This is a genomic window from Methylobacterium sp. ap11, from assembly GCF_900110515.1.
Taxonomy (GTDB): Bacteria; Pseudomonadota; Alphaproteobacteria; order Rhizobiales; family Beijerinckiaceae; genus Methylobacterium; species Methylobacterium ajmalii.
This window is the reverse complement of record NZ_FOEB01000012.1, coordinates 1-25,678: the sequence shown is the minus strand read 5'-3', so window position 1 is coordinate 25,678 and position 25,678 is coordinate 1. Positions and strand designations below refer to the sequence as shown.

General features: G+C 70.0%; 23 protein-coding genes and 1 pseudogene. 12 read left to right on the top strand and 12 right to left on the bottom strand.

Annotated elements, in window-relative coordinates:
* The first annotated feature begins 61 nt into the window (after nucleotides 1–61).
* Genes ureC through BMX97_RS18195 form a run of 4 tightly spaced genes read left to right on the top strand, consistent with a single transcriptional unit; the run spans nucleotide 62 to nucleotide 3,548 of the window.
* Complete coding sequence (ureC, locus tag BMX97_RS18210) at nucleotides 62–1,789, top strand: urease subunit alpha (protein WP_091752760.1); 1,728 nt, start codon at nucleotides 62–64, stop codon at nucleotides 1,787–1,789.
* 28 nt (nucleotides 1,790–1,817) lie between these two features.
* Nucleotides 1,818–2,321, top strand: coding sequence for a DUF29 domain-containing protein (locus tag BMX97_RS18205; protein ID WP_091752759.1), 504 nt, complete (start codon nucleotides 1,818–1,820; stop codon nucleotides 2,319–2,321).
* 29 nt (nucleotides 2,322–2,350) lie between these two features.
* The gene (locus tag BMX97_RS18200; protein ID WP_091752758.1) at nucleotides 2,351–2,869 is read left to right on the top strand and encodes an urease accessory protein UreE; all 519 of its coding nucleotides are present in this window, start codon (nucleotides 2,351–2,353) and stop codon (nucleotides 2,867–2,869) included.
* Nucleotides 2,862–3,548, top strand: a complete 687-nt coding sequence (locus tag BMX97_RS18195) for an urease accessory protein UreF (protein ID WP_244538513.1) — start codon at nucleotides 2,862–2,864, stop codon at nucleotides 3,546–3,548. The genes BMX97_RS18200 and BMX97_RS18195 overlap by 8 nt, the downstream gene beginning before the upstream one ends.
* A 416-nt stretch (nucleotides 3,549–3,964) precedes the next feature.
* Here the strand turns inward: BMX97_RS18195 and BMX97_RS33795 are convergent.
* Nucleotides 3,965–4,069, bottom strand: a pseudogene (locus BMX97_RS33795) (BrnT family toxin); the annotation flags it as partial.
* A gap of 318 nt (nucleotides 4,070–4,387) precedes the next feature.
* On the opposite strand from BMX97_RS33795, the gene paoA reads away from it, so the two are divergent.
* From paoA to BMX97_RS18175, 3 genes are read left to right on the top strand one after another with little or no spacing between them, the layout of a single operon-like run.
* On the top strand, nucleotides 4,388–5,059 hold the full coding sequence (paoA, locus tag BMX97_RS18185) for an aldehyde dehydrogenase iron-sulfur subunit PaoA (RefSeq protein WP_060846740.1): 672 nt from the start codon (nucleotides 4,388–4,390) through the stop codon (nucleotides 5,057–5,059).
* A gap of 12 nt (nucleotides 5,060–5,071) precedes the next feature.
* Nucleotides 5,072–6,040, top strand: a complete 969-nt coding sequence (locus tag BMX97_RS18180) for an FAD binding domain-containing protein (RefSeq protein ID WP_091752756.1) — start codon at nucleotides 5,072–5,074, stop codon at nucleotides 6,038–6,040.
* A gap of 22 nt (nucleotides 6,041–6,062) precedes the next feature.
* A complete protein-coding gene (locus tag BMX97_RS18175) occupies nucleotides 6,063–8,288 on the top strand; it encodes a xanthine dehydrogenase family protein molybdopterin-binding subunit (RefSeq protein WP_091752755.1) in 2,226 nt (741 codons plus the stop codon).
* Nucleotides 8,289–8,499: 211 nt separating this feature from the next.
* Here BMX97_RS18175 and BMX97_RS18170 read toward each other — a convergent pair whose 3' ends face one another.
* Nucleotides 8,500–9,123 carry a CatB-related O-acetyltransferase gene (locus BMX97_RS18170; RefSeq protein WP_091752868.1) on the bottom strand — a complete coding sequence of 208 codons (624 nt, stop codon included), beginning with the start codon at nucleotides 9,121–9,123 and terminating at the stop codon, nucleotides 8,500–8,502.
* An 84-nt stretch (nucleotides 9,124–9,207) separates the two neighbouring features.
* Between BMX97_RS18170 and BMX97_RS18165 the strand changes: the two genes are divergently transcribed.
* Nucleotides 9,208–11,547 carry an NADP-dependent malic enzyme gene (locus tag BMX97_RS18165; protein ID WP_091752754.1) on the top strand — a complete coding sequence of 780 codons (2,340 nt, stop codon included), beginning with the start codon at nucleotides 9,208–9,210 and terminating at the stop codon, nucleotides 11,545–11,547.
* Nucleotides 11,548–11,974: 427 nt separating this feature from the next.
* On the opposite strand, the gene BMX97_RS32165 is transcribed toward BMX97_RS18165, so the two are convergent.
* The 6 genes from BMX97_RS32165 to BMX97_RS18145 all read right to left on the bottom strand — a co-directional run bounded on the left by BMX97_RS32165 (nucleotide 11,975) and on the right by BMX97_RS18145 (nucleotide 16,996).
* Nucleotides 11,975–12,388 (bottom strand): hypothetical protein, encoded by a 414-nt coding sequence (locus BMX97_RS32165; protein ID WP_143074647.1) that lies wholly within the window; start codon nucleotides 12,386–12,388, stop codon nucleotides 11,975–11,977.
* A 13-nt stretch (nucleotides 12,389–12,401) separates the two neighbouring features.
* Entirely contained in the window at nucleotides 12,402–13,193 is a 792-nt protein-coding gene (locus tag BMX97_RS32160) for a hypothetical protein (RefSeq protein ID WP_143074646.1), read from the bottom strand.
* Between the two features lie 942 nt (nucleotides 13,194–14,135).
* Nucleotides 14,136–14,936, bottom strand: coding sequence for an LptA/OstA family protein (locus BMX97_RS18160; RefSeq protein ID WP_091752753.1), 801 nt, complete (start codon nucleotides 14,934–14,936; stop codon nucleotides 14,136–14,138).
* A gap of 4 nt (nucleotides 14,937–14,940) precedes the next feature.
* Nucleotides 14,941–15,714 carry an LPS export ABC transporter periplasmic protein LptC gene (gene lptC / locus BMX97_RS18155; RefSeq protein WP_244538502.1) on the bottom strand — a complete coding sequence of 258 codons (774 nt, stop codon included), beginning with the start codon at nucleotides 15,712–15,714 and terminating at the stop codon, nucleotides 14,941–14,943.
* A 152-nt stretch (nucleotides 15,715–15,866) separates the two neighbouring features.
* On the bottom strand, nucleotides 15,867–16,481 hold the full coding sequence (locus BMX97_RS18150) for a ribonuclease D (protein WP_091752751.1): 615 nt from the start codon (nucleotides 16,479–16,481) through the stop codon (nucleotides 15,867–15,869).
* A gap of 116 nt (nucleotides 16,482–16,597) precedes the next feature.
* Nucleotides 16,598–16,996, bottom strand: a complete 399-nt coding sequence (locus BMX97_RS18145; protein ID WP_091752750.1) for a ComEA family DNA-binding protein — start codon at nucleotides 16,994–16,996, stop codon at nucleotides 16,598–16,600.
* 270 nt (nucleotides 16,997–17,266) lie between these two features.
* Between BMX97_RS18145 and rpmF the strand changes: the two genes are divergently transcribed.
* On the top strand, nucleotides 17,267–17,452 hold the full coding sequence (gene rpmF / locus BMX97_RS18140) for a 50S ribosomal protein L32 (RefSeq protein ID WP_091752749.1): 186 nt from the start codon (nucleotides 17,267–17,269) through the stop codon (nucleotides 17,450–17,452).
* Nucleotides 17,453–17,539: 87 nt separating this feature from the next.
* On the opposite strand, the gene BMX97_RS18135 is transcribed toward rpmF, so the two are convergent.
* Nucleotides 17,540–18,739 (bottom strand): YbfB/YjiJ family MFS transporter, encoded by a 1,200-nt coding sequence (locus BMX97_RS18135; protein WP_091752748.1) that lies wholly within the window; start codon nucleotides 18,737–18,739, stop codon nucleotides 17,540–17,542.
* A gap of 73 nt (nucleotides 18,740–18,812) precedes the next feature.
* Here BMX97_RS18135 and BMX97_RS18130 point away from each other — a divergent pair, with 73 nt between their 5' ends.
* Complete coding sequence (locus BMX97_RS18130) at nucleotides 18,813–19,676, top strand: LysR family transcriptional regulator (RefSeq protein WP_177202271.1); 864 nt, start codon at nucleotides 18,813–18,815, stop codon at nucleotides 19,674–19,676.
* An 83-nt stretch (nucleotides 19,677–19,759) separates the two neighbouring features.
* On the opposite strand, the gene BMX97_RS18125 is transcribed toward BMX97_RS18130, so the two are convergent.
* Complete coding sequence (locus BMX97_RS18125) at nucleotides 19,760–19,975, bottom strand: hypothetical protein (RefSeq protein ID WP_091752746.1); 216 nt, start codon at nucleotides 19,973–19,975, stop codon at nucleotides 19,760–19,762.
* A gap of 78 nt (nucleotides 19,976–20,053) precedes the next feature.
* On the bottom strand, nucleotides 20,054–20,656 hold the full coding sequence (gene phaR / locus BMX97_RS18120) for a polyhydroxyalkanoate synthesis repressor PhaR (RefSeq protein WP_091752745.1): 603 nt from the start codon (nucleotides 20,654–20,656) through the stop codon (nucleotides 20,054–20,056).
* 291 nt (nucleotides 20,657–20,947) lie between these two features.
* Here phaR and BMX97_RS18115 point away from each other — a divergent pair, with 291 nt between their 5' ends.
* Nucleotides 20,948–22,129 carry an acetyl-CoA C-acetyltransferase gene (locus BMX97_RS18115; RefSeq protein WP_091752744.1) on the top strand — a complete coding sequence of 394 codons (1,182 nt, stop codon included), beginning with the start codon at nucleotides 20,948–20,950 and terminating at the stop codon, nucleotides 22,127–22,129.
* Nucleotides 22,130–22,328: 199 nt separating this feature from the next.
* Entirely contained in the window at nucleotides 22,329–23,057 is a 729-nt protein-coding gene (gene phbB, locus BMX97_RS18110) for an acetoacetyl-CoA reductase (protein WP_091752743.1), read from the top strand.
* Between the two features lie 848 nt (nucleotides 23,058–23,905).
* Here the strand turns inward: phbB and BMX97_RS18105 are convergent.
* Nucleotides 23,906–25,678: methyl-accepting chemotaxis protein (locus tag BMX97_RS18105; protein ID WP_244538501.1), on the bottom strand; the 1,773-nt coding region annotated here is incomplete at its 5' end.

Sequence of the window (25,678 nt, the reverse complement as noted above, 5' to 3'; positions counted from 1 at the left end):
GGCCGAGGACGCGCGCACGAAATCCGACTCCTCGACGCCCGCCTGACCGGACCCGCCGCCCATGTCCAACACCCCCAAACCCGCCAGCCTCCCCCGCGCCGCCTACGCGGCGATGTTCGGGCCGACCAAGGGCGACCGCATCCGCCTCGCCGACACCTCCCTCGTCATCGAGGTCGAGCAGGACCACACCCGCTACGGCGAGGAGGTGAAGTTCGGCGGCGGCAAGGTGATCCGCGACGGGATGGGGCAGAGCCAGGCGAGCAACGCGGGCGGCGCGGTCGACACGGTCATCACCAACGCGGTGGTGCTCGATCACTGGGGCATCGTGAAATGCGATGTCGGTCTCAAGGGCGGGCGCATCGCGGCGCTCGGCAAGGCCGGCAACCCGGACATCCAGGACGGCGTCACCATCGTGGTCGGGCCGGGCACCGAGGTGATCGCCGGCGAGGGCAAGATCCTCACCGCCGGCGGGTTCGACAGCCATATCCACTTCATCTGCCCGCAGCAGATCGACGAGGCGCTGAATTCCGGCATCACCACGATGCTCGGCGGCGGGACGGGCCCGGCCCACGGCACCTTCGCCACCACCTGTACGCCGGGTCCCTGGCACATCGCCCGGATGATCGAGGCCGCCGACGCCTTCCCGATGAACCTGGCGTTTGCCGGCAAGGGCAACGCCTCGAAGCCCGACAGCCTGGAGGAGATGATCCGGGCCGGCGCCTGCGCACTGAAGCTGCACGAGGATTGGGGCACCACGCCGGCCGCCATCGATTGCTGCCTGTCGGTGGCCGACGCCCACGACATCCAGGTGATGATCCACACCGACACGCTCAACGAATCGGGCTTCGTCGAGGACACGATCGCGGCGTTCAAGGGCCGCACCATCCACGCCTTCCACACGGAAGGCGCCGGCGGCGGGCACGCGCCGGACATCATCAAGGTGGCGGGGCTGCCGAACGTGCTGCCCTCCTCCACCAACCCGACGCGGCCGTTTACCCGCAACACCATCGACGAGCATCTCGACATGCTGATGGTGTGCCACCACCTCGACCCATCGATCCCGGAAGACCTCGCCTTCGCCGAGAGCCGGATCCGCAAGGAGACGATCGCCGCCGAGGACATCCTGCACGATATCGGCGCGCTCTCGATGATGTCGTCGGACAGCCAGGCGATGGGCCGGGTCGGCGAGGTGATCATCCGCACCTGGCAGACCGCCGACAAGATGAAGCGCCAGCGCGGCGCGCTCCCGGGCGATGCGTCCGGCAACGACAACGCCCGGGCCAAGCGCTACGTCGCCAAGTACACGATCAACCCGGCCATCGCCCACGGCATCTCGCGGCACATCGGCTCGGTCGAGGTCGGCAAGCTCGCCGATCTCGTGCTGTGGTCGCCGGCCTTCTTCGGGGTGAAGCCGGACCTGATCGTCAAGGGCGGCGCCATCGCGGCCGCCCCGATGGGCGACCCCAACGCCTCGATCCCGACGCCGCAGCCGGTGCATTACCGTCCGATGTTCGGCGCGTTCGGCCGGGTGCCGGCGTCGACGGCGCTCACCTTCGTGTCGAAGGCCGCGATCGAGGCGGGGCTTCGCGAAAAACTCGGCGTGTCCAAGCAGCTCGTCGCGGTCGAGAACGTGCGCGGCGGCATCTCGAAGAAGAGCATGATCCACAACGACGCCACCCCGGTGATCGAGGTCGACCCCGAAACCTACGACGTGCGCGCCGATGGCGAATTGCTGGTCTGCGAGCCCGCCGAGGTGCTGCCGATGGCGCAGCGCTACTTCCTGTTCTGAGCTATCATGATCGGGTAGGAGCGACACCATGCCCAAGCTCGCCGAGCGGCAGGCGCCGGAGGCCGGCGTCTCGCCCGAGACGAATGTCTCGCCCGAGATCGACTATTTTCTCTGGACGCAAGGACAGGCCGCGCTGATCCGGGCCGGCCGCTGGGCCGCGCTCGATCGCGAGGCACTGGCCGAGGAGATCGCCGATTTGGGCGGGTCGCAGAAATCCGAGATCCGCTCCCGACTGACCGTCCTGCTGCACCACCTGCTGAAATGGGAATTCCAGCCGCAGCAGCGGAAGTACGGCTGGCGCGCCACCATCGTCGAGCAGCGCGTGAGCCTGGACGACGTGGTGACGATGAGCCCGAGCCTGCGGGCCTGGCCGGCGGAGGTTCTCAGCAAGGCCTATCGCCTCGCCCGGGTGCGGGCGGCGGACGAGACCGGCCTGCCGGAGCGGAGCTTTCCGCCGGATTGCCCCTACACGCTGTCGCAGATCCTCGACGAGCGATTCTATCCCGGTCCGGACGAGCCGGACGTCGTCTGACCCTCACTGATCGGAACCCGGCCCTTCCCATGATCCGCGCCACCCGCGTCATCCGCCGCGACGTCCTCGGCTCCGGCGAGATCGTCGACCGCATCGTGCTCGATTCCGGCGACCGGCACCGGCGCCGCATGGCGATGCGGGGCGTCGGCGGCCTCGCCTTCCTGCTCGACCTCCCCGAGCCGGTCGTCCTCGACGATGGCGACGCGCTCCGCCTCGAGGACGGGCGCCTGGTCTGGGTCGAGGCGGCGCCGGAAAGACTGCTGGAGATCCGCGCCGCCACCGACCACGCCCTCAAGCGGCTGATCTGGCACATCGGCAACCGGCACATCCCGGCCGAGATCGGCACCGACGCGCTCTGGATCGCCCACGACCATGTGCTCGCCGCGATGGTGGAGGGCTTAGGGGGCACCGCGACGCCGGTCGAGCGGCCGTTCCGGCCCGAGGGCGGCGCCTATGCGGGCGGGCACGCGCAAGGTCACTCGCACGATCATGGGCACGGTCACGGACACCACCACCATGACCATTCGCACGACCACCCCCATGGCTGAGCGGGTCCCGGACGCCCTGGTGCTGCTCGCCTGGCTCTCGCCGGGCTATCCGGTGGGGGCCTACGCCTACTCGCACGGCCTCGAATGGGCGGTGGAGGCCGGCGACGTGCGCGACGAGGCGTCCTTACGCGACTGGCTCGCCGACGTGCTCGACCACGGCGCCGGCCGCAGCGACGCGATCCTGGCCGCCCATGCCCATCGGGCCGCCGCACGTGGCGACGCCGATGCGCTGGTGGCGGTGAACGACCTCGCCCTCGCGCTCAGCCCCTCGCGCGAGCTGCACCTCGAGACCAGCCAGCAGGGCCGCTCGTTCCTCGATGCCACCCGGGCCGCCTGGGACGTGCCGCGCCTCGCCGACCTCGCAGGGCGGCTCGACGGACCGGTGGCCTATCCGGTCGCGGTCGGCGCGGCGGCCGGCGCCCACGGGCTCGATCGCGGCACGGTGCTGGCGGCCTATCTCGCGGCTTTCCTGCAGAACCTCGTCTCGGCCTCGCTGCGCCTCGCTCCCGTCGGCCAGACCGCCGGCACGCGGGTGGTCGCCGCCCTGATGCCGCGGGCGGCGGCCCTGGCGCGCGCCGTGGAGGATCTGCCCCTCGACGAGGCCGGGACCGCGACGCTACGGCTCGACCTCGGCTCGTTCCGGCACGAGACGCAGTACACGCGTATCTTTCGCTCGTGAGGGCGGTCAGGCGGAGCGCTTCGCGGCTTCGTCGACGTACCGTCGCAGCACGCGGTTGATGTCGGCCTGATATCCGTCGTCGGAGGACTGCGCTTGAACCACGACACGACGTCGCCATCGATCGGAATGATCGCCGGTCGTTCCACGGGAGAGCGGCCCGGCCCCCGGCGGGCATGACGCCAATTCTCGGCCGGCGCCTCGGGGATGTCGTCCGTATCGATCTCGTGATCCGGCCAGGCCGCGAGGGCGGCCAACCGCGCCAGTTCCTCCGCGCTAAGCGCTGTCCTGCTCATAGCGCCTCCTCTCATGGATCGTCGCACGCCGGGCCCCGATGATGCGGACGATACAATCGTCATCCGGATCGCGTCATCCGGACCGGGATACGTGTGAACCACGACGAGAATCGCCACCGCTCCCACCATCCCGAGCGCATGCCAGCGCTGCTCGCCGGCCTCGATGCGATCCGGCACGACGACGTGGAGCGGATCGTCCCAGACCGCCGTCGCGGCCTCGAAGGACACGCCGTGCTTGACGATGTTGGTGCGAGCTTTGGCGTGATCCCACTCGAACCGCGCGATGCACCTCGATCAGTCATGGGACCATACGATCGCACGACGTGAGGTCAACGACCATCCACCTGCTGAGAGGCAGGGGCACGGACTCCCGTATCGAGGTTGTCCTCCGTGGAGGGCTGCGTGCCGCACGCGATGCCGCACCCGAGGCCAGTTCGGGACCCGCCCAGCCCCCGAAACGTTTGGTGAGCAATCACGTCGCGGCCCAACGGCCGAGGCGGCATCGGCGCCCGTGCGCCGTCACCTCGCCCCAGGCCGGGAGGCACCATGGACAACTCGGATTCCGCGCCGCGGCTCACGCGCCGGAGCGTTCTGGAGAGCGGCGTCGCCGCGGCGGCCGTGCTGGGCTTTGCCGGGCGCGCCCAGGCGGCGACCCCGCCCGCCGCGACGCCGCCGGCCCTCGCCGCCGAGCCGGCGACGCCCCGGATGCCGGTGACCCTCCGGGTCAACGGCCAGGCCCGGCCCCTCGAGATCGACCCGCGCACCACGCTCCTCGATGCCCTGCGCGAGCGCATCGGCCTCACCGGCTCGAAGAAGGGCTGCGACCACGGCCAGTGCGGCGCCTGCACGGTGCTGGTCAACGGACGCCGGATCAATGCCTGCCTGACGCTCGCGGTGATGCACGAGGGCGACGAGATCAAGACGATCGAGGGCCTGGCCGACGGCGACCACCTGCACCCGCTCCAGGCTGCCTTCGTGAAGCATGACGGGTTCCAGTGCGGCTACTGCACGCCCGGCCAGATCTGCTCGGCCGCCGGCATGCTCGACGAGGCCAAGGCCGGCTGGCCCAGCACCGTGACCAAGGACCTGACCGAGACGGTCGCCCTCACCGACGCGGAGATCCGCGAGCGGATGAGCGGCAACATCTGCCGCTGCGCCGCCTATCCCAACATCGTCGCGGCGATCCGGGATGCCGGCGGCCCGGCGACCCGGCTCTGAGGGGAGCGACCGATGAAAGCTTTCACCTACGAGCGCCCCGCCACCGTGGCCGACGCCGCCAGGGCTGTCGCCGGACAGCCCAATGCCCGCTTCATCGCCGGGGGCACCAACCTCCTCGACCTGATGAAGCTGCAGATCGAGACGCCGACTCACCTCGTCGACGTCAACCGCCTGCCGCTCGACCGGATCGAGGCGACGTCGGACGGCGGCCTGCGCATCGGCGCGATGGTGCGCAACTCCGATCTCGCCGCCGACGAGCGGGTGCGGCGCGATTACGGCGTGCTCTCGCGCGCGCTCCTCGCCGGCGCCTCGGGCCAGCTGCGCAACAAGGCGACCACCGCCGGCAACCTCCTGCAGCGCACCCGCTGCCCGTATTTCTACGACACCGCGATGCCCTGCAACAAACGCCAGCCCGGCTCCGGCTGCTCGGCGATCGGAGGGTTCACCCGCATCCTGGCGGTGGTCGGCACGTCGGACCAGTGCATCGCCACCCACCCCTCCGACATGGCGGTCGCCATGCGGGCGCTCGACGCCACGGTCGAGACGGTGGCGCCCGACGGGGCCGAGCGGCGGATCCCGATCGCCGACTTCCACCGCCTGCCGGGCGACACGCCGCAGATCGAGACCGCGCTCGCGCCCGGCGAGATCGTCACCGCCGTGACGCTCCCGGCGCCGGTGAAGGGCCGGCACGTCTACCGCAAGGTGCGCGACCGGGCCTCCTACGCCTTCGCCCTCGTGTCGGTGGCGGCGGTGATCGAGGCCGAGGGCGACACGATCCGCTCGGCCCGCCTCGCCTTCGGCGGGCTCGCCCCCAAGCCCTGGCGGGTGGCCGAGGCGGAAGCCGCGCTCGTGCGCGAGGGCGTGGCCGCCGCCGGCGAGGCGGCGCTGAAGGGCGCCCGCGGCTACGGCCCCAACGACTTCAAGATCCCGCTCGCCAAGCGCACCCTCGCGGCCGCCGTCGCCGACGCCCTGCGCGCCTGATCGCCGATATCGGAGAACTGCCATGGACATGAGCCAGCCGATCGGCGTCACACCCCTCGACACGCAGACCGGCGGCCCGGTGGGTCGGCCGATCGACCGGGTCGACGGCCCCCTCAAGGTCACGGGCCGCGCCACCTACGCCTACGAGAGCCGGGAGATGAAGGATCCCGGATACGGCTTCGTCGTCACGGCGACGGTCGCCAAGGGGCGCATCCGCGACATCGACACGGCATCCGCCGAGCGGATGCCGGGCGTCGTGCACGTGCTGACCCACCGCAACGTACCGCCCCAGGGCGAGAAGAAGGAGCAGGTCGGCCCGCTCCTGACCGGTACCGAAATCCGGCATGCCGGCCAGCCGGTCGCCCTGGTGGTGGCCGAGAGCTTCGAGGAGGCCCGCGCGGCGGCCGCCGCCATCCGGGTCACCTACGACCAGGACAAGGGCGCCTACGTGCTGGCCGACGCGCTGGCCGAGGCCAAGAAGCCCGAGAAGGCGCGCACGCCGCCGGATTCGCGCCTCGGCGACTTCGAGGCCGGCCTCGCCGCGGCGGCCGTCACGATCGACGCGCGCTACACCACGCCGGTGCAGAGCCACGCCATGATGGAGCCGCACGCCACCATCGCGGCCTGGGAGGGCGACCGGGTCACGCTGATCACCGCCAACCAGATGCCGAATCGCGGCCAGGACGCGCTGGCCTCGGTCTTCAAGCTGCCGAAGGACAACGTGCGCCTGATCAGCCGCTTCGTCGGCGGCGGGTTCGGCGGCAAGCTCCAGCCGCAGGCCGATGCGATCCTGGCCGCGCTCGCCTCGAAGAACCTGAACGGCCGGCCGGTGAAGGTCGCGCTCACCCGCCAGCAGGTCTTCACCTCGACGACGCGCCGCTCGGACACCGTGCAGCGGGTGCGCCTCGGCGCCGACCGGGACGGCAAGCTCACGGCGATCGGGCACGAATCCTGGTCCGACACGACGCCCGGCGACAGCTTCTTCGAGACCTCGGCCAACGTCACCCGCTCGCTCTACGCGGCGCCCAACCGCCTGACGGCGCACCGGCTCGCCTCGCTGAACCTGCTGCCCGCCTCCTCAATGCGGGCGCCCGGCGAGGCGGTCGGCATGCTGGCGCTCGAAGGCGCCATGGACGAGCTCGCCGAGGCGCTGAACCTCGATCCGATCGAGTTGCGCATCCGCAACGAGCCGGCCGAGGACCCGGAGAAGAAGGTCCCGTTCTCGACCCGCCAGCTCGTGCCGTGCCTGCGCGAGGGCGCGCGCCTGTTCGGCTGGGACAAGCGCAACCCGAAGCCCGGCTCGGTGCGGGACGGCCAGTGGATGGTCGGCCACGGCGTCGCGTCGGCGGCCCGGCTCAACCCGCTCCAGCCCGCCAAGGCGCGGGTGCGCCTCGATCCCGACGGCACGCTCACCGCCCGGATGGCGATGACCGACATCGGCACCGGCACCTACACGATCCTGAGCCAGATCGCCGCCGAGATGCTGGGCCTGGAGGTCGCACAGGTGCGGATGGTGCTGGGCGACACCGCCGACCCGATGTCGTCGGGCTCCGGCGGCTCGTTCGGCGCCGCCTCGTCGGGCTCGGCACTTTACATGGCCTGCGAGGCCCTGCGCGGCCAGCTCCTCGCCAAGACCGACCTGAACCCGCAGAACGCGGTCTTCACGGGCGGGCGGATCACCTCGGGCAACCGCTCGGCGGCGTTGCGCGACCTGATCGGGCCGGGGCTCGAGGCCGAGGGCGAGATCAAGCCGGGCGAGAACGAGAAGAAGTTCTCGCAATACTCCTACGGCGCGCATTTCGCCGAGGTCGGCGTCGATGCCGATACCGGCGAGATCCGGCTGCGGCGGATGCTCGGCGTGTTCACCGGCGGACGCATCCTAAACCCCAAGACCGCGCGCTCGCAGGCCATCGGCGGCATGGTGTTTGGCGTCGGCACCGCGCTCATGGAGGCGGTCGAGGTCGATCCGCGCTCCGGCACCTTCGTCAACCACGACCTCGCCGAATACCACGTCCCGGTCCACGCCGACCTGCCGGAGATCGACGCGGTCTTCCTGCCCGAGCTCGACGACAAGACGAACCCGCTGAAGAGCAAGGGGCTGGGCGAGCTCGGCATCTGCGGCGCCGGGGCCGCGGTGGCGAACGCGGTCTACAACGCGACCGGGATCCGGATCCGAGACTACCCGCTGACGCTCGACAAGATCCTGGAGGGGTTCACGGCGAAGGAGACCGGGCAGCGGCGGGCCTGACGGCGGCGGGGATGCGGCCACGCGAAGGGCCGCGCCCCCGATAGCGGCGGACGCACCGGCAAACGCGTCGATCGTCGGACCGCCGGCCGGGCACGGCGGCCGGCGCGGCGTCGCTCCGGCAAACGCGTCGATCGCCGGACCGCCGGCCGGGCACGGAGGCCGGCGCGGCGCCGCTCCGGCTGCCCCCGCGGGACTCGGCGGGACTCGGGGGCTAAGGCCCCTCCCCGTCCGTCCGGCCGTGCCCGTCCCGCAGGGCCCGCACCAGGGCCTCGGCCTCGCCGCTCTGGAGCAGCGGCACCAGGGCCCGGACCCGCTCCGGCGGCAGGTCCCACCAGGCGGTCTCGACGAGCGCCGCCACGATGTCGGGCGGGAAGCGGTGGCGGATCACCCGGGCGGGGTTGCCGGCGACGATGGCGAAAGGCGGCACGTCCCGGGTCACGACCGCGTGGGCGGCCACCACGGCGCCGGAGCCGATCGTGACCCCCGACAGGATCAGGCAGCCCGAGCCGAGCCAGACGTCGGCCCCGATCGTCACGTCGCCCCGGGAGGCGTGGTAGTCCTCCGGCGCGTCGAGGTCCGGCCACAGGCCCTGCATCGCGGCGAACGGATAGGTCGAGACCCAATCGGTGCGGTGGTTGCCACCGAGCAGGATCTCGACCTTGTCGGCGATGGAGCAGTAGGGGCCGATCGTCAGTCGCGCGCCGGATTCGGGGAATCGAACCTTCGGCCTGCCGTAGGAGTACGGCGCCACCCGGAAGCCGTGCCGGGCCGCGAGCTTGGCCAGATGCAGGCACGTCTCGTTGTGAGGGTTGCGCCCCTGCCGCAGGCGGTGCAGGAAACCCCTCACCCGCGCGCTCGCTTGCGAGTCGCGGGCAGGATGGCAAGCCCGACTTTTTGGGCGACCCGGGGAGAGAGCGCGGTGAGCAGCAACATTTCGGACGATCTGAAGAGCGGCGCGCTGTTCTACCACCGTCATCCGCGGCCCGGGAAGCTGGAGATCCAGCCGACGAAGCCGCTCGGCAACCAGCGCGACCTCGCGCTGGCCTACTCTCCCGGCGTCGCCGCCGCCTGCGAGGCGATCGCCGCCGATCCGGAGGAGGCCGCGAACCTGACTGCGCGCCAGAACCTCGTCGCGGTGGTCTCGAACGGCACCGCGGTGCTGGGCCTCGGCGATATCGGCCCGCTCGCCTCCAAGCCCGTGATGGAGGGCAAGGCGGTCCTGTTCAAGAAGTTCGCCGGCATCGACGTCTTCGACATCGAGCTGAACGAGAAGAACGTCGACAAGCTCGTCGACGTGGTGGCGGCGCTGGAACCCACCTTCGGCGGCATCAACCTCGAGGACATCAAGGCGCCGGAGTGCTTCGAGGTCGAGGAGCGCTGCCGGGCCCGGATGAACATCCCGGTCTTCCACGACGACCAGCACGGTACCGCGATCATCGTGGCGGCGGCCGTCCTCAACGGCCTCGAATTCGCCGGCAAGACGATCTCGGACGTCAAGATCGTCACCTCGGGCGCGGGTGCGGCGGCGCTCGCCTGCCTCAACCAGCTCGTCTCGCTCGGCGCGCGCCGCGAGAACATCTTCGTCACCGACATCGAGGGTGTCGTCTTCAAGGGCCGTGAGAAACTCATGGACCGCTGGAAGTCGGTCTACGCCCAGGAGACGCAGGCCCGCACGCTCGCCGAGGTGATCCCCGGCGCCGACGTCTTCCTCGGCCTCTCGGCCGGTGGCGTCTTGAAGCCCGAGATGCTGGAGCGGATGGCCGAGAAGCCGCTGATCCTGGCGCTCGCCAACCCCTATCCGGAGATCATGCCGACGCTGGCCGAGGAGAAGCGGCCGGACGCCATGATCTGCACCGGGCGCTCCGACTTCCCGAACCAGGTCAACAACGTCCTGTGCTTCCCCTATATCTTCCGGGGCGCGCTCGATGTCGGCGCGACCACGATCAACGAGGAGATGAAGGCGGCGGCCGTCAAGGCGATCGCCGGGCTCGCCCGCGAGACCCCCTCCGACGTCGTCGCCCGCGCCTATGGCGGCGAGGCGCGGCCCTTCGGCCCGCACTCGCTGATTCCGAGCCCGTTCGACCCGCGCCTGATCCTGCGCATCGCCCCGGCCGTGGCGCAGGCGGCGATGGATTCCGGCGTCGCCAAGCGGCCGCTGGCCGACGTGCGGGCCTATGCCGAATCCCTCGACCGGTTCGTGCACCGCTCCGGCTTCATCATGAAGCCGGTCTTCACCGCGGCCAAGCAGGATCCCCGCCGTGTCGTCTACGCCGAGGGCGAGGACGAGCGGGTGCTGCGCGCCGTCCAGGCGATCGTCGAGGAGGGGCTGGCCAAGCCGATCCTGATCGGCCGCCCGAACGTGATCGAGACCCGCCTCAAGCGCTTCGGCCTCGCGATCCAGCCCGGCCGCGACTTCGAGCTCATCAACCCCGACGACGATCCGCGCTACCGCACCTACGTCCAGACCTACATCGATCTGGCCGGACGCCGCGGCATCACGCCGGACGGCGCCCGCACGCTGGTGCGCACCAACAACGCGGTGATCGGCGCGCTCGCCGTGCGCCGCGGCGAGGCCGACGCGCTGATCTGCGGCCTGGAGGGCCGCTTCGAGAGCAAGGTGCGGGTGATCCGCGACATCATCGGGCTCGCGCCGGGTGCCCGGGACTTCGCGGCGCTCAGCCTCATCGTCACCTCGAAGGGCGCCTATTTCCTCGCCGACACCCACGTGCGGCCCGACCCGAGCGCCGAGGAGATCGCCGACGTCGCCATCGCCTGCGGCGATACCGCCCGCCGCTTCGGCCTGTCGCCGAAGATCGCGCTCGTCAGCCACGCCGATTTCGGCTCGTTCGACACCGCCTCGTCGCGCAAGATGCGCCAGGCCCTGGCGCTCCTGCGCGAGCGCGCCCCCGACCTCGAGGTCGACGGCGAGATGGCGGCCGACACCGCCCTGTCGCAGGCGATCCGCGACAAGGTGCTGCCGGGCTCGCGCCTCAAGGGCGAGGCCAACGTGCTGATCATGCCGAACCTGGATGCGGCCAACATCGCGTTCCAGTTCTCGAAGACCCTGGCCGACGCCCTACCGGTGGGCCCGCTGCTGCTCGGCCCGGCCAGGCCCGCCCACATCCTCACCCCCTCGGTGACGGCGCGCGGCATCGTCAACATCACGGCCGCGGCGGTGGTGGAGGCGCAGGGCCAGGAGGTGCTGACGCCCGAGGGCGACAGCGCGGCGGAGGCGGGGACGCCGTTGGTGTCGGCGTAAGCGAGACGAGACGGCCCGGCGTGGGAATCGCCGGGCCGTCTCGGTCTGCGGGGACATTTCGGAGCCGGGCGTGGGACCTGTCTCCCGCGCCGGAGAGGCAGCGCCCGAGTTTCGGGCTACGGATAAACCTCATCAGCTTGACTGTGGGCGAATCCTCTATCGACTCGGTTCAGCCATTCCGAGTGTGACGCCTGGATGTACGGAAAACAGGTGTTTTCCGACATACAAGATGGCTAGTTGGGGATGCCAGCGGAGTCCTGACAGGCGCTCACGGGGCTGCTTTCGACCCAATTCAGGCACTTGGAAGATCTGTCCTCCAGTCCATGTCGTGACATCGACCGGCCATCGCGCGCCGCTAAACATATATAGAGTGCAAACGTCTGCTCTAGCTGGTACTCTTGAGACGGTGTTCTCGCTCAAAAACAGATTATTGGGTGATAGTCCTTTCACTTGCAATTGTTAGATCACCAGCCTGACAGGGGTCGGCCGGTCTAGCGCTGTATGTGTAAAAGCATCTTGCGCCATCGCCGTATCTCGCTCGCGTAGTCTTTCCGGGATCAACATACACGATACAAATCTTACCATTGGTATAGGGCGGGCCCCACTTTTTATCCGGATTATCTCTTGAGAAAATATCGGCCTCTTCCGGAAGAAGGCTTGCATTGGGTTTTAGCTGCGCGGCGCATGTCGTCGTGCAATTCCATCCGCTTGCTTGAGCAGCCGCAACCGTCATCGGAATGCGGGCGCCAGAGATGCAGGTGTAATCGCTTGCCATAGCAGTAGAAATTCCGCCGACTACCAAAGCAACTGCGGTCATACCAATCTTCGATGTGGTCATCATGATCACGCACTCCTTAGAAACCAGGCCGCGGCGAGCTGAAGACTGTTTTAAGACGCTCCACAAAGAACGACTGATCGAGTTCTGATGTACCGCTCAAAGGCTCCAATACACGCACGCGACCGCCCTTCACGAGCTTCCTCGTTCCAAGCTGCGAGGGCCCGAGGGTGATGAGCAGGTCGTCATACGTCGTGCGGTTAGCTCCAAGAAGCGTTCCGGACGTGTCAGCCGTTACCTTCACGAACTTCCATGTCGGGGTAACCGTGGCCCCAGCAATCACGGTGAAGTTGACATGATGAGAGATCGTGTCAAACGGCCCGCCCTGTACAACGTCAGAAAGCGAATAGAAGCTATCAGACGCCGTGAACGCTGCCGCGATTGTCTGCTCGATGCCAAGGTCGCCACCTATAGGAGCGAAGCCATCATTGGCGTTTTGACACGGCGTCGGCAACTTCGAGATAGGGTCAATAGCCAACTGGCCGTCAGGCTCACGTTCAGTGAGAAGCTCCTGTACGGTCAAAAAATAAGTCATAGTCATCTCGCGGGTAGCATCCGCTTTGTAAGATCCGGTCGCCCCGATTGAAAAAACTGCACTTGGAATTCCCGTCACATTGGGGTTCGCCGTGCCCTCATCAATGGCCTTTAGATTTAAGGCGATCTTGGCCGACCACTTGTCCAAGATCGCGAGGCGTTGTGAATTATTGAGCGTATTCGCTTTGAGTGCTCGACGCAGTTCGCAACGAACGTGCAAAACAACCGCTTGGACGAAGTCGCTAAAATCTCCGGGATCTGGGTGTCTCACGTCCATGATTGGCAGCGTATTACCGCATGCCGACACTGCGACGCAGCACGCTAGACCCATAACGGCCAATAGAAATCGATTAGCCACGCCGCCGCCCCCGCTATTTTTCCAAAAGCTTACAGATTGCGGTTGAGGGCTCGCAACGGGTTTTCTAAGCACGGAGTAATTAGCTGCGAGTTGTGCCCAATCTACAACAGGTAGCCTGGATGATACCCGCAATTAGTGGCACCGCATGGGAAATGGCCGCGAAGCAGAGCCACTTTTCGGCGTATCTTAATGCTCCATGACTCCGTATATGGCAGGATCTAAACGGGAATGCTTTAGAAATTTGAGTTCTGGCCAGTGGTATAAGATCCATCTCTGGATACTTAATTGTCTGCTGGTATGACTTTATTTCTAGCCTGTACTATGGGTCGGGTATGATCCTGGTCGTCAGCTGCTACCGAGAACCGTGGATCGCCGAGCGTCCGCTATGGGGTGCAGGGTGAGAGTCTGGTTCCCACCCCAAGCGACCATTCCGCGTGTCAGGCTCAATTGTACGAAAAACATGTATTTGCCGACAAGGCATCGAGCCAGCTTCGCCTTCGCACCGCGTCCTTCGGACCACGGCGGAGGGAGGTGCGCGACAAACCCTGTCGGATTGATGCGATGCACGGAAAAGGAGTTCGCGGGGTTTTCCGTACAGGCTGGTCGGGTGCCGGCGACGCTTAGGCCTGTCGATCATTCGAGGTTGCCACCCGACGCCGGTAAGCGCACTTGAGCAGATAAGCGGGCAGCCCGTATCAGGTGAGCGAGAGCCTGCCACGAGGCCGCACTTGCCGAGCACCAGCAAGAAACCGAGGTCTGCGGTGCTCAAGCCTGGGAATCAGCGCCGCACCTTCAGTGGCCTGTCGCGCTAGTCGGATTCAGGGCCTTACGGCCCCAAATCGACCACCCTCAGTCCCCCACCTACCCTCTCGGCTTCGGCGCCGCCTTGCCCGCCTGGCCAGGCGGCTGCGCGCAGCCCGCCTGCTTGCCCTTGGCGCTGTCGTCCTTGCCGCCCGGCACGAACATCGCGGAGACGCGGCCGCCCGCGACCGGGTCCATGTTCGCCCGGCCGGTATTCATGTCGTAGACGAGGCGCGAGCCGCGGGTGACGTTCTGGCACTGGCTCAGCACCACGTTGCCGGTGAGCACGACGCGGTTCGCCACCCGGTCGAACACCGCGTTGTCGCCGCTCGCCACCTGGTCCTTGGAGACCACCGTGACCGGGCCGGCGCAGACCACCTGGCGGATCGCGCTGCCGTCGGTGGGATCGGACGCCTTCTCGGCCTTCTCCACCTTGGGCTCGGGCTTCGCCTCGACCTTCACGGGCTTCAGCTCCGCGGGCTGGGTGAGGGAGGCCTTGGCGTCGGGCTTGGCCTCGGCCTTGGCCTCGGGCGCCTTCGCCTCGGCCTTGCCCTTCGGCTCCTTCTCCTTGCGCTGGTAGTGCACGGTCATGCTGGAGCAGCGGATGGTGCTCTCGCCCTGCACCGCCACGACGTTGCCGGCGAAGATCGCCTTGTTCTCGCGATCGAACACGTCGAGGCGGTCGGCGTCGATCTTGATCGGCTCCTTGCCGCCGCCGCTGCCGAAGGCGCCGAAGCCGGAGCCCGCCTCCTTCTTCTTGGCAGTAGGCGCGGCCGGGGTCTCGGCCCGCGGGACGGACGGGAGGGCGAGCGCCGCGAGGGTGAGGCAGCCGAGCGCCGCGAGGGCCGGGAGACGGGGCACGGGCTCAATCGTCCTTGATCTGGGCCTCGGTGGTCCGCAGCGGCGGATCCTGCTCCGAGGTCTCGGAAGGGGCGTGGTTGGAGAAGACCGCCCTGACGTTGCCGACGAACGAGATGGTCTTGCCGTTCTCGGTCACCTCGAGGCCGTCGGACCGGATCGAGCCGGTCGGCATCGTGACGGTGACAGCCTCGCGCGAGGACATCGCGCCAGCCTTGAAGTCGACATGGGCCGAGGTGAGGCGCGCCTCCTGGCCCTTGTCGGTCCAGAGGCGGATGTGCTGGCTCAGCTCCAGCGCCTCCTTCTGGGTGTCGAAGATCCCGGCGGTCGCCTCGATATGGGCGAGCCCCCCCGATTCGTCGGTGGTGAGGCGCCCGAGCATGTTCTGCAATTCGATCACGAAGGGCTTGCGCACGTCCTGAAGCGCGGCCTTGGCGGTGACCACGTAGGGGCGGTTGTCCTTCGAGCGGTAGCCCGAGAGGCGCGGGCTCTCCATCGTCACCTTCGAGCCCGAGACGCCGATCGCGCCGAGGCTGACCGAGACGCCGAGATCGGCGAACGGGTTGAGCCAGGTGCCGACCACGATGGCGAGCCCGGCCGCGCCCGCGCCGAGGGGGATCGCGCGGCGCAGCCAGCGCACCTGGGCGCTGTGCCGGCGGGCGCGGGTGTGGGCGCGCAGGCGCCGGGAATCGAGGGCCGGGCCGGCCGGGGACGGGACCGCGTCGAGCAAGGTACTGGCCACCTGCGTCATGCCGAGACCCGGGCGGGGTGCGCGGGACACGCCCCACCCCTGCCCCGGTCCGGTGTCGAAGTTATGGCCGGAAGGTTAACAGAACGGCCAGGCTTCTGTCTCGGCTCCGCGTCTCCCGCGAAACCGCCGGTCGCCGTCGGCATCCGGCGGGGCGGCAGCGGCGCGCGTTTCGCCAGGTCCGCTCAGCTATGCGCGAAGATGTCGGTCTCGTCCCATTCGAGCAGGTCGAGGCGCGCGCGGGTCGGCAGGAAGTCGAAGCAGGCCTGCGCCAGGGCGGCGCGGTCCTCGCGGGCGAGCATCGCGTCGAGGCGGGCGCGCAGGGCGTGGAGGTGCAGCACGTCCGAGGCCGCGTAGTCGATCTGCGCCTGGGTCAGGGTGTCGGCGCCCCAGTCGGAGGATTGCTGCTGCTTCGACAGGTCGACGCCGAGGAGCTCGCGCACCAGGTCCTTCAGGCCGTGCCGGTCGGTATAGGTGCGGGCGAGCCGCGAGCCGATCTTGGTGCAGTAGACCGGCCCCGGCATCACGCCGAGGCGATGGAAGAGCACCGCGAGGTCGAAGCGGGCGTAGTGGAAGATCTTGGTGACCGCCGGGTCGGCCAGCACGCGCTTGAGCACCACCGGCTCGGGGCCGGCCCTGGGGATCTGCACGACGTCGGCCTCGCCGTCGCCGCGGGAGATCTGCACCACGCAGAGCCGGTCGCGGTGGGGCTGGAGACCGAGGGTCTCGGTGTCGACCGCGATGGCCGGGCCCGGCACGTAATCGTCGGGCAGGTCGCCGCGGTGCAGGCGATGGGGCATGGGAGGCGCGTCCGGGGCAACGTCGAGAGGGGCTGCCCCGGCGCCTAGCACCCCTCCCCCGGGCCGGCAAGGATGCGTCCAAGGGTGCGCCCGGAACGCGCCGGAAATCCGGGCGGTCAGGATTTCTGGCGGGCGATGACCTTGTCCTTGATGTCCTCGTAGACGTTCGACGGGACGATCTTCTTCGACAGGAGTTCGTCCTTGCCGCGATAGGGCCGGCCCTTGACGATCGCCTCGGAGCGCGCCGCGCCGATGCCCTTCAGGGTCTCGAGCTCCTGCTTGCTGGCACTGTTGAGGTCGACGAGGGCGGGCTTGCCGGCTTGCGCCGGTTGCGCGGCGGGGGCGGTCTTCGGGGCCTCGGGCGCCTTGGGGGCGACCGGCGCCGCGGGGGCCGTCGTGGTGGGAGCGGGCCGCGTCGTCGGGGTCGACGGTGCCGGGGTCTGGGCGAGAGCGGGGCCCGCAGCCAGCAGGGCGGTCAGCGCCAGGGCGCGGGTCAGGCGGGGAAAGCGCGTCATCGGGAAGAGCTCCGATCGTGCCGCCCTCGGGCGCCCGGGCCTGGGCTGTCCGGAGCGGCTGGACCCATCATGCGACCTTCGCCGTTGAACGGCACCTTAATGGATGCATGAATGGGTGCATGACGGGCCGAGCGGATTTCTGGGATCGGTCCCCTAGCCAGGAGCGCGCGTCTCCTCTATAGACCCCGCTCCGATCAGGATCGCGACGCGCGCGGCAGCTCCGCCCGGGAGCAGCTTCGCGCCTATTTTGTTGCACGGGATACAGTTCCAATGGCCGTTCCGAAGCGAAAGACCTCCCCGTCGCGGCGCGGCATGCGCCGTTCCGCCGACGCCCTCAAGGCCCCGACCTACGTCGAGGACAAGGATTCCGGCGAGCTGCGCCGCCCCCACCACATCGACCTGAAGACCGGCATGTACCGCGGTCGCCAGGTCCTGAAGGTCAAGGCCGACGCGTGATGCGGTTCGGCGGCGCCTTCGCGCCGCCGCTGACCGGCACGGGATGACGGCGCCCCTCGCGGGCGCCGTTCTCGTTTGTGGGCCGCCTCAGACCCGGCGACGCCCCGCCCGCCACAGCCACAGGGCGGAGAGCGCGAGGAGGGAGGCCGCGACCGCCCCCGTCGGGCCGAGCCCGTCCCCGCCGCCGGCCCCGAAGGCGCGCACCGCGAGCGGGCCGGCGATCTGCCCGGCCGCGAACGCGGCGGTCATCCGGGCGAGCAGCGGCGTCGGGTCGTCGGGCCGCGCCTCGCGCGCCAGCTGCAACCCCGCCATGGTGGCGATCATGAAGGTGCCGCCGACGAGGAGCGCCGAGGCGGCGACCGCCCAGAGGGCGTGGATCGCGACCGGCAGCGCGGTGCCGAGTGCCATCAGGGCCTGCGCCGCCGCCCAGAGCCGCCGGCGCGGCACGGCCGCGAGGGAGCGCGCCGCGCCCGCCACCGACAGGATCGCCGCGAGGCCGAAGAGCGGCCAGGCCAGGCCGAAGACCAGCGGGTCGGGCGCGAGGTCGCGCGCCATCGCCGGCAGGAACGTCGCCGGCACGATGTAGCCGAACCCGAACAGGCCGTAGCACAGGATCAGCGCGCCCTGCCCATCGGCCGCGCCCCGCGCGACCGCCGCGGCCTCGCGCTCCGGGGCTGCGGCCGGGACAGCACCTGCGCGCCGGGCGAGGAACCCGGCGAGCAGCGCTCCGGCGAGGGCGAGCATCCCGAGCTCGAGCCACAGCCGGGCTGCCGGCTGGCGCCCGCCGAGCCAGGCGAGCGCTCCGGCGAGCGCGATGCCGAGGCCCACCCCGGTAAAGATCCAGGCGCCGAGGCGCGGCGCCCCGCGCCGCGCGAGTTCGGCGAGGCACCAGCCGCTGGCGCAGACGAGCGCCCAGGCGCTGAACAGGCCTGCCGCGGCGCGCAACGCCGTGCCGAGGAGGGCCGGCGCAGGCGCGCCGGCGAGCGCCATCGCGAGGGTCGTCAGCGCCACGCCGGCGAGGCTCGCGGCCAGCCCGCGACCCGGATTGCCGGAGAACCACCCCGCGGTCAGCGCACCGGCGAGATAGCCGAGATAGTTCGCCGCCGCCCACTCGGCGCCGGCCTCCGCGGTCAGGGTGCCGTCGCGCAGCATCAACGGCATCAGCGGCGTGAAGGCGAAACGGCCGATGCCCATCGCGACCGCGAGGGCGAGGACGCCGCTCGCGACGACGGGCCAGGTCGCGGGTCGCGGGGCGGAACGGGCGGGGGACGCGAGGGGCGTGTGCATGCCGGGATCAGACACCCGGCACTCATTCTTGGAAAATGAATTTTTCTGATATATCGTTCTTTCTATGAGAACGATGGATCTCGACGACCTGCACATCTTCCGCTGCGTGGTGCGGGAGGGCGGGGTGACGCGGGCGGCGAGCCTGCTCAATCGGGTACCGTCCAACGTGACCACCCGGATCAAGCAGTTCGAGGAGCGGCTGGGCGTCGCCCTGTTTCGCCGCGAGGGCCGGTCGCTCGTCCTCACCGAGGCCGGCCGCACCCTGCTCGGCCATGCCGAGAAGCTGCTGCAGCTGGCGGACCTCGCCGAGCGCGAGCTGCGCGGCGGCGGCGTGCGGGGCGTGCTGCGGCTCGGCTCGATCGAGAGCGCCGCCGGTGCCCGGCTGCCGCCGATCCTCTCGGCCTTTCACGCGCGCCATCCCGACGTGACGATCGAGCTGCAGACCGGCACCACCCGGGCGATGCTGCGCCAGCTCGAACGCCACGAGGTCGAGGCGGCCTTCGTGTCCGAGCCGTTCGAGCACGGCCCGCTGTCGTCGATGCCGGCCTTCGACGAGGAGCTGGTGCTGATCGCCGCGAAGGGCACGGCGGATGCGGGACCGGAGCGGGCCCGGACCGTGGTGGCGTTCCCGCACGGCTGCTCCTACCGCCAGCGCCTGTTCGCCTGGCTCGCCGAGGCGGACCGATCGCCGGAGCGGGTTCTCGAGATGAGCTCGTACCATGCCATCGTGGCCTGCGTGGCCGCCGGGACCGGAGCCGCGATCGTGCCGGCCGCGGTGCTCGACCATGCGGTGCTCGCCACCGCGGTCGCGCGCCACCCGTTGCCGGACCACCTGCGGCTCAGCCGCACCCACCTCGTCTGGTCGGGGGAGGCCAGCCCGCCGCTGCGCTCGCTGATGACGTTGCTGGAGCCGGAGGCGCGCGCGAAGCGGTCGTAGCCCGTCGACGTTGTCGCGCGGCCGTTCGACGGCTCGCGGCCGACGCCCCGTGGTCGTGAAATCCCCGGGAGCCGAACGCCGGCTCAGAGATCGCCGCCCGCCGCGTAGCGCGCCGAGGCGACCTGCGAGCGATGGAGCCGCGAGGGCCGCAAGCCCCCGTCCGGCCCGTCGATGAGCTGGACCAGGAAGGTGGCGAGCGGACGGGCCGGCACCGCGGGAACGGGCGTCGGCGCCTGGATCGGGACGAGGGCCCGCCCGGGCGAGTCCGGGTGCGGGACGGGCGTGTCGGGCTGGGACATGGCGCGGGCTCCGCGGATCGACGCGCCGTCAACGTCGCAAGGGCCCTGCCGTGTTCCACCCTCCCCGGCGGTCCCGCGCTACTTCTTGGCCAGCGCCTCGAGCCGGCTCTGCATTTCGGCCATCTGACGCTTGATGTCGTCGAGCTCGGCCTTCGGGGCCGGGGCCGCCGGGACCGACGCCTCGGCCGGAGCGTCGGCGCTCCCCGGCTGGCCGCCCGGGCCGAACGGCGTGAACATCCGCATGGCCTCGTTGAAGAAGCTCATGTTGGCCCGCACCTGCTCCTCCATGGCGTGCTGGAAGGCGGTGGGGCCAAAGCTCTGGGACATCTTCTCGCGCAGGCCGTCCTGCTCACGGGCGAGGTGGTGCATGGAATGCTCGAGGAAGCTCGGCACCATCGCCCGCATGCTGTCGCCGTAGAAGCGGATCAGCTGGCGCAGGAACGCCACCGGCAGGAGGTTCTCGGCCCCGGCCTTGTTCTCCTGCTCGAAGATGATCTGGGTCAGCACCGAGCGGGTGATGTCCTCGCCCGACTTGGCGTCGTAGACCACGAAGTCCTCGCCGGCCTGCACCATCGCGGCGAGATCCTCGAGGGTGACGTAGGTCGAGGTGCCCGTGTGGTAGAGACGCCGGTTGGCGTACTTCTTGATGACGGTGGGTGTCGACTTGCCGCTGTCCGCCATCGGTGCGTTGTCTCCCTCTTGGCGAACCCGGCGGGAACTGGACGGTACCGGGCGAGCCGAATTTTCACCGTGTCTCATGAACCGACCTTAAAGCCTTCGTGTGCCGGCGAAAACAGCAATCTGCGCGCCGTCCACGCAAACTGGCCGCGCTGCCAGCGCGATAACGGGCGGAGCATGCCTTGACTTCCCGGAGGGCAAAGCTTTCATCCACCCCAAAGCGCGTGGGGCGCCGCCGCCGGGACATCGCGCCGGCGGCGGCCCACGACGCTGGGAGAAGGTCAGGAGAGGCGCATGGCTGAGAAGGCAGATATCGTCATCGTGGGGGCGGCCCGCACCCCGGTCGGCTCGTTCAACGGGGCCTTCGCCACCGTCCCGGCCCACAAGCTCGGCGCGGTCGCCATCAAGGCGGCGCTCGAGCGCGCCAAGGTCTCCCCCGAGGAGGTCGACGAGGTGATCTTCGGCCAGGTGCTCGCCGCGGGCGAGGGCCAGAACCCGGCCCGCCAGGCCGCCATGGCCGCCGGCATCCCGCAGGAGAAGACCGCCTGGGGCCTCAACCAGCTCTGCGGCTCGGGGCTGCGCACCGTCGCGGTCGGCATGCAGCAGATCGCCAACGGCGACGCCGACATCATCGTGGCCGGCGGCCAGGAATCGATGTCGATGGCCCCCCACGCCCAGTACCTGCGCGGCGGCCAGAAGATGGGCGACCTCAAGCTCGTCGACACGATGCTGAAGGACGGCCTGATGGACGCCTTCAACGGCTACCACATGGGCAACACCGCCGAGAACATCGCCGAGCAGTGGCAGCTGACCCGCGAGGAGCAGGACGCCTTCGCGGCCCGCTCGCAGAACAAGGCCGAAGCCGCCAAGAAGGACGGCCGCTTCAAGGACGAGATCGCCCCCGTCACCGTGCCCGGCCGCAAGGGCGACGTGGTGGTGGACACCGACGAGTACATCCGCGACGGCGCGACCCCCGAGGGCATGGCCAAGCTGAAACCCGCCTTCTCGAAGGACGGCACGGTCACCGCCGGCAACGCCTCGGGCATCAACGACGGCGCCGCCGCCCTGGTGCTGATGTCGGCGGCGGAGGCCGAGAAGCGCGGCCTCAAGCCGCTCGCCCGCATCGCCTCCTGGGCGACCGCCGGCGTCGACCCGAAGATCATGGGCACGGGCCCGATCCCGGCCTCGCGCAAGGCCCTCGAGAAGGCCGGCTGGAAGGCCTCCGACCTCGACCTGATCGAGGCCAACGAGGCGTTCGCCGCGCAGGCCCTCGCGGTCAACAAGGACCTGGGCTTCGACGATGCGAAGGTCAACGTGAACGGCGGCGCCATCGCCATCGGCCACCCGATCGGCGCGTCCGGCGCCCGCGTCCTCGTCACCCTGCTGCACGAGATGCAGCGCCGCGACGCCAAGAAGGGCCTCGCCACGCTCTGCATCGGCGGCGGCATGGGCGTCGCCATGTGCCTCGAGCGCTGATACGGGCTCGATCGCTCAAGTCGCGCTGAAATATTAGCGGCGCGACGAGGGGCGGCCGGAAGTCCGGCCGCCTTTTACAGTTAGCACTTAAAGAAGCGGGACAGCACCCGCCTTCATTGTGGAACGTCGGCCTTCCGTAAAGTACCACGGAGATGCGCCGAGGGATGAAACCGCTCGCACGTCCAAGAGGAGAGGGCACATGGCAGAACGCGTCGCACTGGTCACCGGCGGCACCCGCGGCATCGGCGCCGCGATCTCGAAGGGTCTGAAGGAGGCCGGCTACAAGGTCGCGGCGAATTACGGCGGCAACGACGAGGCCGCGCAGGCCTTCAAGGCCGAGACCGGGATCCCCGTCTTCAAGTTCGACGTCGGCGACGCCGCCGCCTGCGAGGCCGGCATCCGCGCCGCGGAGGCCGAGCTCGGCCCGATCGAGATCCTGGTCAACAATGCCGGCATCACCCGCGACGGCATGTTCCACAAGATGACCTTCGAGCAGTGGCAGGCGGTGATCCGCACCAACCTCGACTCGATGTTCACCTGCACCCGTCCGCTGATCGACGGCATGCGCTCGCGCGGCTTCGGCCGCATCATCCTGATCTCGTCCATCAACGGCCAGAAGGGCCAGATGGGCCAGACCAACTACTCCGCCGCCAAGGCCGGCGTGATCGGCTTCGCCAAGGCGCTGGCGCAGGAGAACGCCAACAAGGGCATCACCGTCAACGTGATCGCGCCCGGCTACATCGGCACCGAGATGGTGAAGGCGATCCCCGAGGAGGTGCTGAAGGCCAAGATCCTGCCGCACATCCCGGTCGGCCGCCTCGGCGAGGCCGAGGAGATCGCCCGCGCGGTCGAGTTCCTGGCCGGCGAGCAGGCGGGCTTCATCACCGGCTCGACGCTGACCATCAACGGCGGCCAGTACTTCGCCTGACGTGAGGCGGGGCATCCCGGATGGGGTGCCCCTCCCGAGGACATCCCGTCACTCCCGCCAGGTGAAGGCGGCGAAGGCCTGCGCGATCGTACCGCACGCCGGCCCCTCGCGCAGTCCGGCAACCCTGCGGGCCCGCGCAGATTGCAGGGGATCACCGTGCCGCCCGGCCGGAGCGCCGGGACCAGGGTGACGGTCGCGTCATCCAGGAAGCACCGGTCGCCGGTTGCGCCGTCGACGATCACCGCCGGGCCGCTCCTGCGCAAAGCCGCCGCGGCGGCGGTACCGCCCCACTCCGCCGGCATGATGGTACCGCGCTCCACGCACGGGTCCCGATCCGTGGTGAGCGGACATCGAGGACCCGCACGCGCCGGTCCGACCCATCGGCCACGCAGATTTCGTAAGAGTGGCCGCCGGTTTCGCGGCAAGATCTGCGACGGAGCGGGCGAAGCTTTGCCGGGTCGCTCGCCGTCCTGGCGGCGGGATGCGCCAACAAGGACGGCGAAATAGACGATCGCGCAGCGCTCCGGTCGCGGAGATGTCGTTGTTCGATCGGACAGAGACCGCGGCCGGATTCGTGGCTCATCGTCGCCGGCGTCGCGCTTTCTCTCGAGACCGAGCCGACGATCGTCGCTATCGGCGATGGGTCGCACGTCCCCCATCGCAGCAGCACGAGCCCCGGCTCGATGTCGGCCTGTCGGCCCGCAAGGCTCTTCCGATCACCCGGCTGGGCGCGTGCCACCCGAGCCGATCGGGCAGTTCCTCGCCGAGTGGCAGGCGTCCGCCCTCGCGGGCGGAGCCATGAGCACGCATCTGCGAGCGGCACCGGATCGACCGGGTACGATCCGGCCTCAGGCCGCCCGCACGGTGGCGAGGAAGCGGCCGACCTCGGCGGTCAGGTGCTCGGACTGGCGCGACAGCTCGGAGGAGGCCGAGAGGACCTGGGACGCCGCGGCGCCGGTCTCCTCGGCCCGGCCGGCCACGTCCGCGATGGTCGTCGTCACCTCGCCCGCCCCGGTCGCCGCCTCGTGGACGTTGCGCACGATCTCCCGCGTCGCCGCTCCCTGCTGCTCCACCGCCGCGGCGATCGAGGCCGCCACCCCGTCGATCTCGCGGATCCGCCGCTCGATCGCGTCGATCGCCGTCACCGCCTGCCCGGTCGAGCCCTGGATGCGCTGGATGTGGCCGGCGATCTCCCCGGTCGCCTTGGCGGTCTGGTTGGCCAGCGCCTTGACCTCGGCCGCCACCACCGCGAAGCCACGCCCCGCCTCGCCGGCCCGCGCCGCCTCGATCGTCGCGTTGAGCGCGAGCAGGTTGGTCTGCCCGGCGATGGTCGAGATCAGCTCGACCACGTCGCCGATCTGCGACACCGCCGCCGACAATTCCCCGACGAGGTGCGCGGTCCGGCCGGCCTCCGCCACCGCGCCCTGCGCCAGCGCGGCCGAGCCCGCCACCTGGCGGGCGATCTCCTGCACGCTGGCGCCGAGTTCCTCCGAGGCGACCGCCACCGTGCCGACATTGGCCGAGGCCTGCTCGGCCGCCGCGGCGACGCTGAGCGACTGAGCCGCCGTCTGCGACGCGGTCGCGGTCATGTCCTGGGCCGTGGCCTGCAGCTCGGTCGCCGAGGACGACACCATGCCGACGATCCCCCCGACCGCCCGCTCGAAGCCGTCGGCGAGCGCCAGCATGGTGCGGCGGCGCTCGGCCTCCGCCGCCGCCTCGGCGACGCGAGTCACCTCGGCCTGCTCGCGCGCCGTGCGCGCCACCATCTCCTTGATCGCCTCGACGGCGCGGCCGACCGCGCCGATCTCGTCGCGGCGCGCCGCGACGTCGATCCGGGCGTCGACGTCGCCGCCGGCCATGCGCTGCAGGACGGTGACCAGGCGGTTCAACGGCCTCGCGACGGTGACCGACATCAGCCGGCTGACCACCACGGCGAGGACGAGCAGCACCAGGATCGTGGTCGCCGCGAGGGCGGTGGCCAGGCGGGTGACGGGGGCGAAGGCGGTGGCGCGGTCGACCGAGAGGGCGACGTACCAGTCGAGGGAGGCGGGCAGGTCCGGCACCCGGGCGAAGGCGGTCAGGGTCGGGCGCTCGCCCTCGCGCGTCTCGGCGGTCGCCTGGCCGATCGCCGGCAGGGGGCCGGTGATCAGGTCTGACAGGGGCTTGCCGTTGAGCTCGGCGCGGGGGTGGATCAGGATCTTGCCGGCGCGCGACACCAGGTAGGCGTAGCCGGTGCCGCCGGTGTCGATGGCGTTGATCATGCGGGCGAGCGCGTCGAGGTCGAAGTCGCTGCCCGCGACGCCGAGCAGCGCGCCCTTCGAGTCGCGCATCGGGGCGGCGCTGGTGATGGTGAGGCTGCCCGACCGGGCGGCGGCGCCGTAGGGTTCGGTGAGGATCGGCCCGTCGGCGGCGACCGCGGCCTGGTACCAGGGTCGCTTGCGCGGATCGTAGCCGGGGGGCAGGTCCTCCTTGGGCATCTGGGAGAAGAAGCCGTCGGTGCGGCTGACGTAGCTGATGAGGAAGCTGTCGCGCGAGATCGGCAGGTCGAGGGCGCGATCCGAGGCGGCGTCGATGCCGTGGAGGGCGGCCTGCTGGGCGAGCATCTGGGTCAGGTCGATCTT

Bases quoted from the DNA above. Each gene is read 5' to 3' on its own strand.
- ureC (WP_091752760.1), top strand. From the start codon at position 62: ATGTCCAACACCCCCAAACCCGCCAGCCTCCCCCGCGCCGCCTACGCG.
- BMX97_RS18205 (WP_091752759.1), top strand. From the start codon at position 1,818: ATGCCCAAGCTCGCCGAGCGGCAGGCGCCGGAGGCCGGCGTCTCGCCC.
- BMX97_RS18200 (WP_091752758.1), top strand. From the start codon at position 2,351: ATGATCCGCGCCACCCGCGTCATCCGCCGCGACGTCCTCGGCTCCGGC.
- BMX97_RS18195 (WP_244538513.1), top strand. From the start codon at position 2,862: ATGGCTGAGCGGGTCCCGGACGCCCTGGTGCTGCTCGCCTGGCTCTCG.
- paoA (WP_060846740.1), top strand. From the start codon at position 4,388: ATGGACAACTCGGATTCCGCGCCGCGGCTCACGCGCCGGAGCGTTCTG.
- BMX97_RS18180 (WP_091752756.1), top strand. From the start codon at position 5,072: ATGAAAGCTTTCACCTACGAGCGCCCCGCCACCGTGGCCGACGCCGCC.
- BMX97_RS18175 (WP_091752755.1), top strand. From the start codon at position 6,063: ATGGACATGAGCCAGCCGATCGGCGTCACACCCCTCGACACGCAGACC.
- BMX97_RS32165 (WP_143074647.1), bottom strand. From the start codon at position 12,388: ATGATGACCACATCGAAGATTGGTATGACCGCAGTTGCTTTGGTAGTC.
- BMX97_RS32160 (WP_143074646.1), bottom strand. From the start codon at position 13,193: ATGGACGTGAGACACCCAGATCCCGGAGATTTTAGCGACTTCGTCCAA.
- BMX97_RS18150 (WP_091752751.1), bottom strand. From the start codon at position 16,481: ATGCCCCATCGCCTGCACCGCGGCGACCTGCCCGACGATTACGTGCCG.
- BMX97_RS18145 (WP_091752750.1), bottom strand. From the start codon at position 16,996: ATGACGCGCTTTCCCCGCCTGACCCGCGCCCTGGCGCTGACCGCCCTG.
- rpmF (WP_091752749.1), top strand. From the start codon at position 17,267: ATGGCCGTTCCGAAGCGAAAGACCTCCCCGTCGCGGCGCGGCATGCGC.
- BMX97_RS18135 (WP_091752748.1), bottom strand. From the start codon at position 18,739: ATGCACACGCCCCTCGCGTCCCCCGCCCGTTCCGCCCCGCGACCCGCG.
- BMX97_RS18130 (WP_177202271.1), top strand. From the start codon at position 18,813: ATGGATCTCGACGACCTGCACATCTTCCGCTGCGTGGTGCGGGAGGGC.
- BMX97_RS18125 (WP_091752746.1), bottom strand. From the start codon at position 19,975: ATGTCCCAGCCCGACACGCCCGTCCCGCACCCGGACTCGCCCGGGCGG.
- phaR (WP_091752745.1), bottom strand. From the start codon at position 20,656: ATGGCGGACAGCGGCAAGTCGACACCCACCGTCATCAAGAAGTACGCC.
- BMX97_RS18115 (WP_091752744.1), top strand. From the start codon at position 20,948: ATGGCTGAGAAGGCAGATATCGTCATCGTGGGGGCGGCCCGCACCCCG.
- phbB (WP_091752743.1), top strand. From the start codon at position 22,329: ATGGCAGAACGCGTCGCACTGGTCACCGGCGGCACCCGCGGCATCGGC.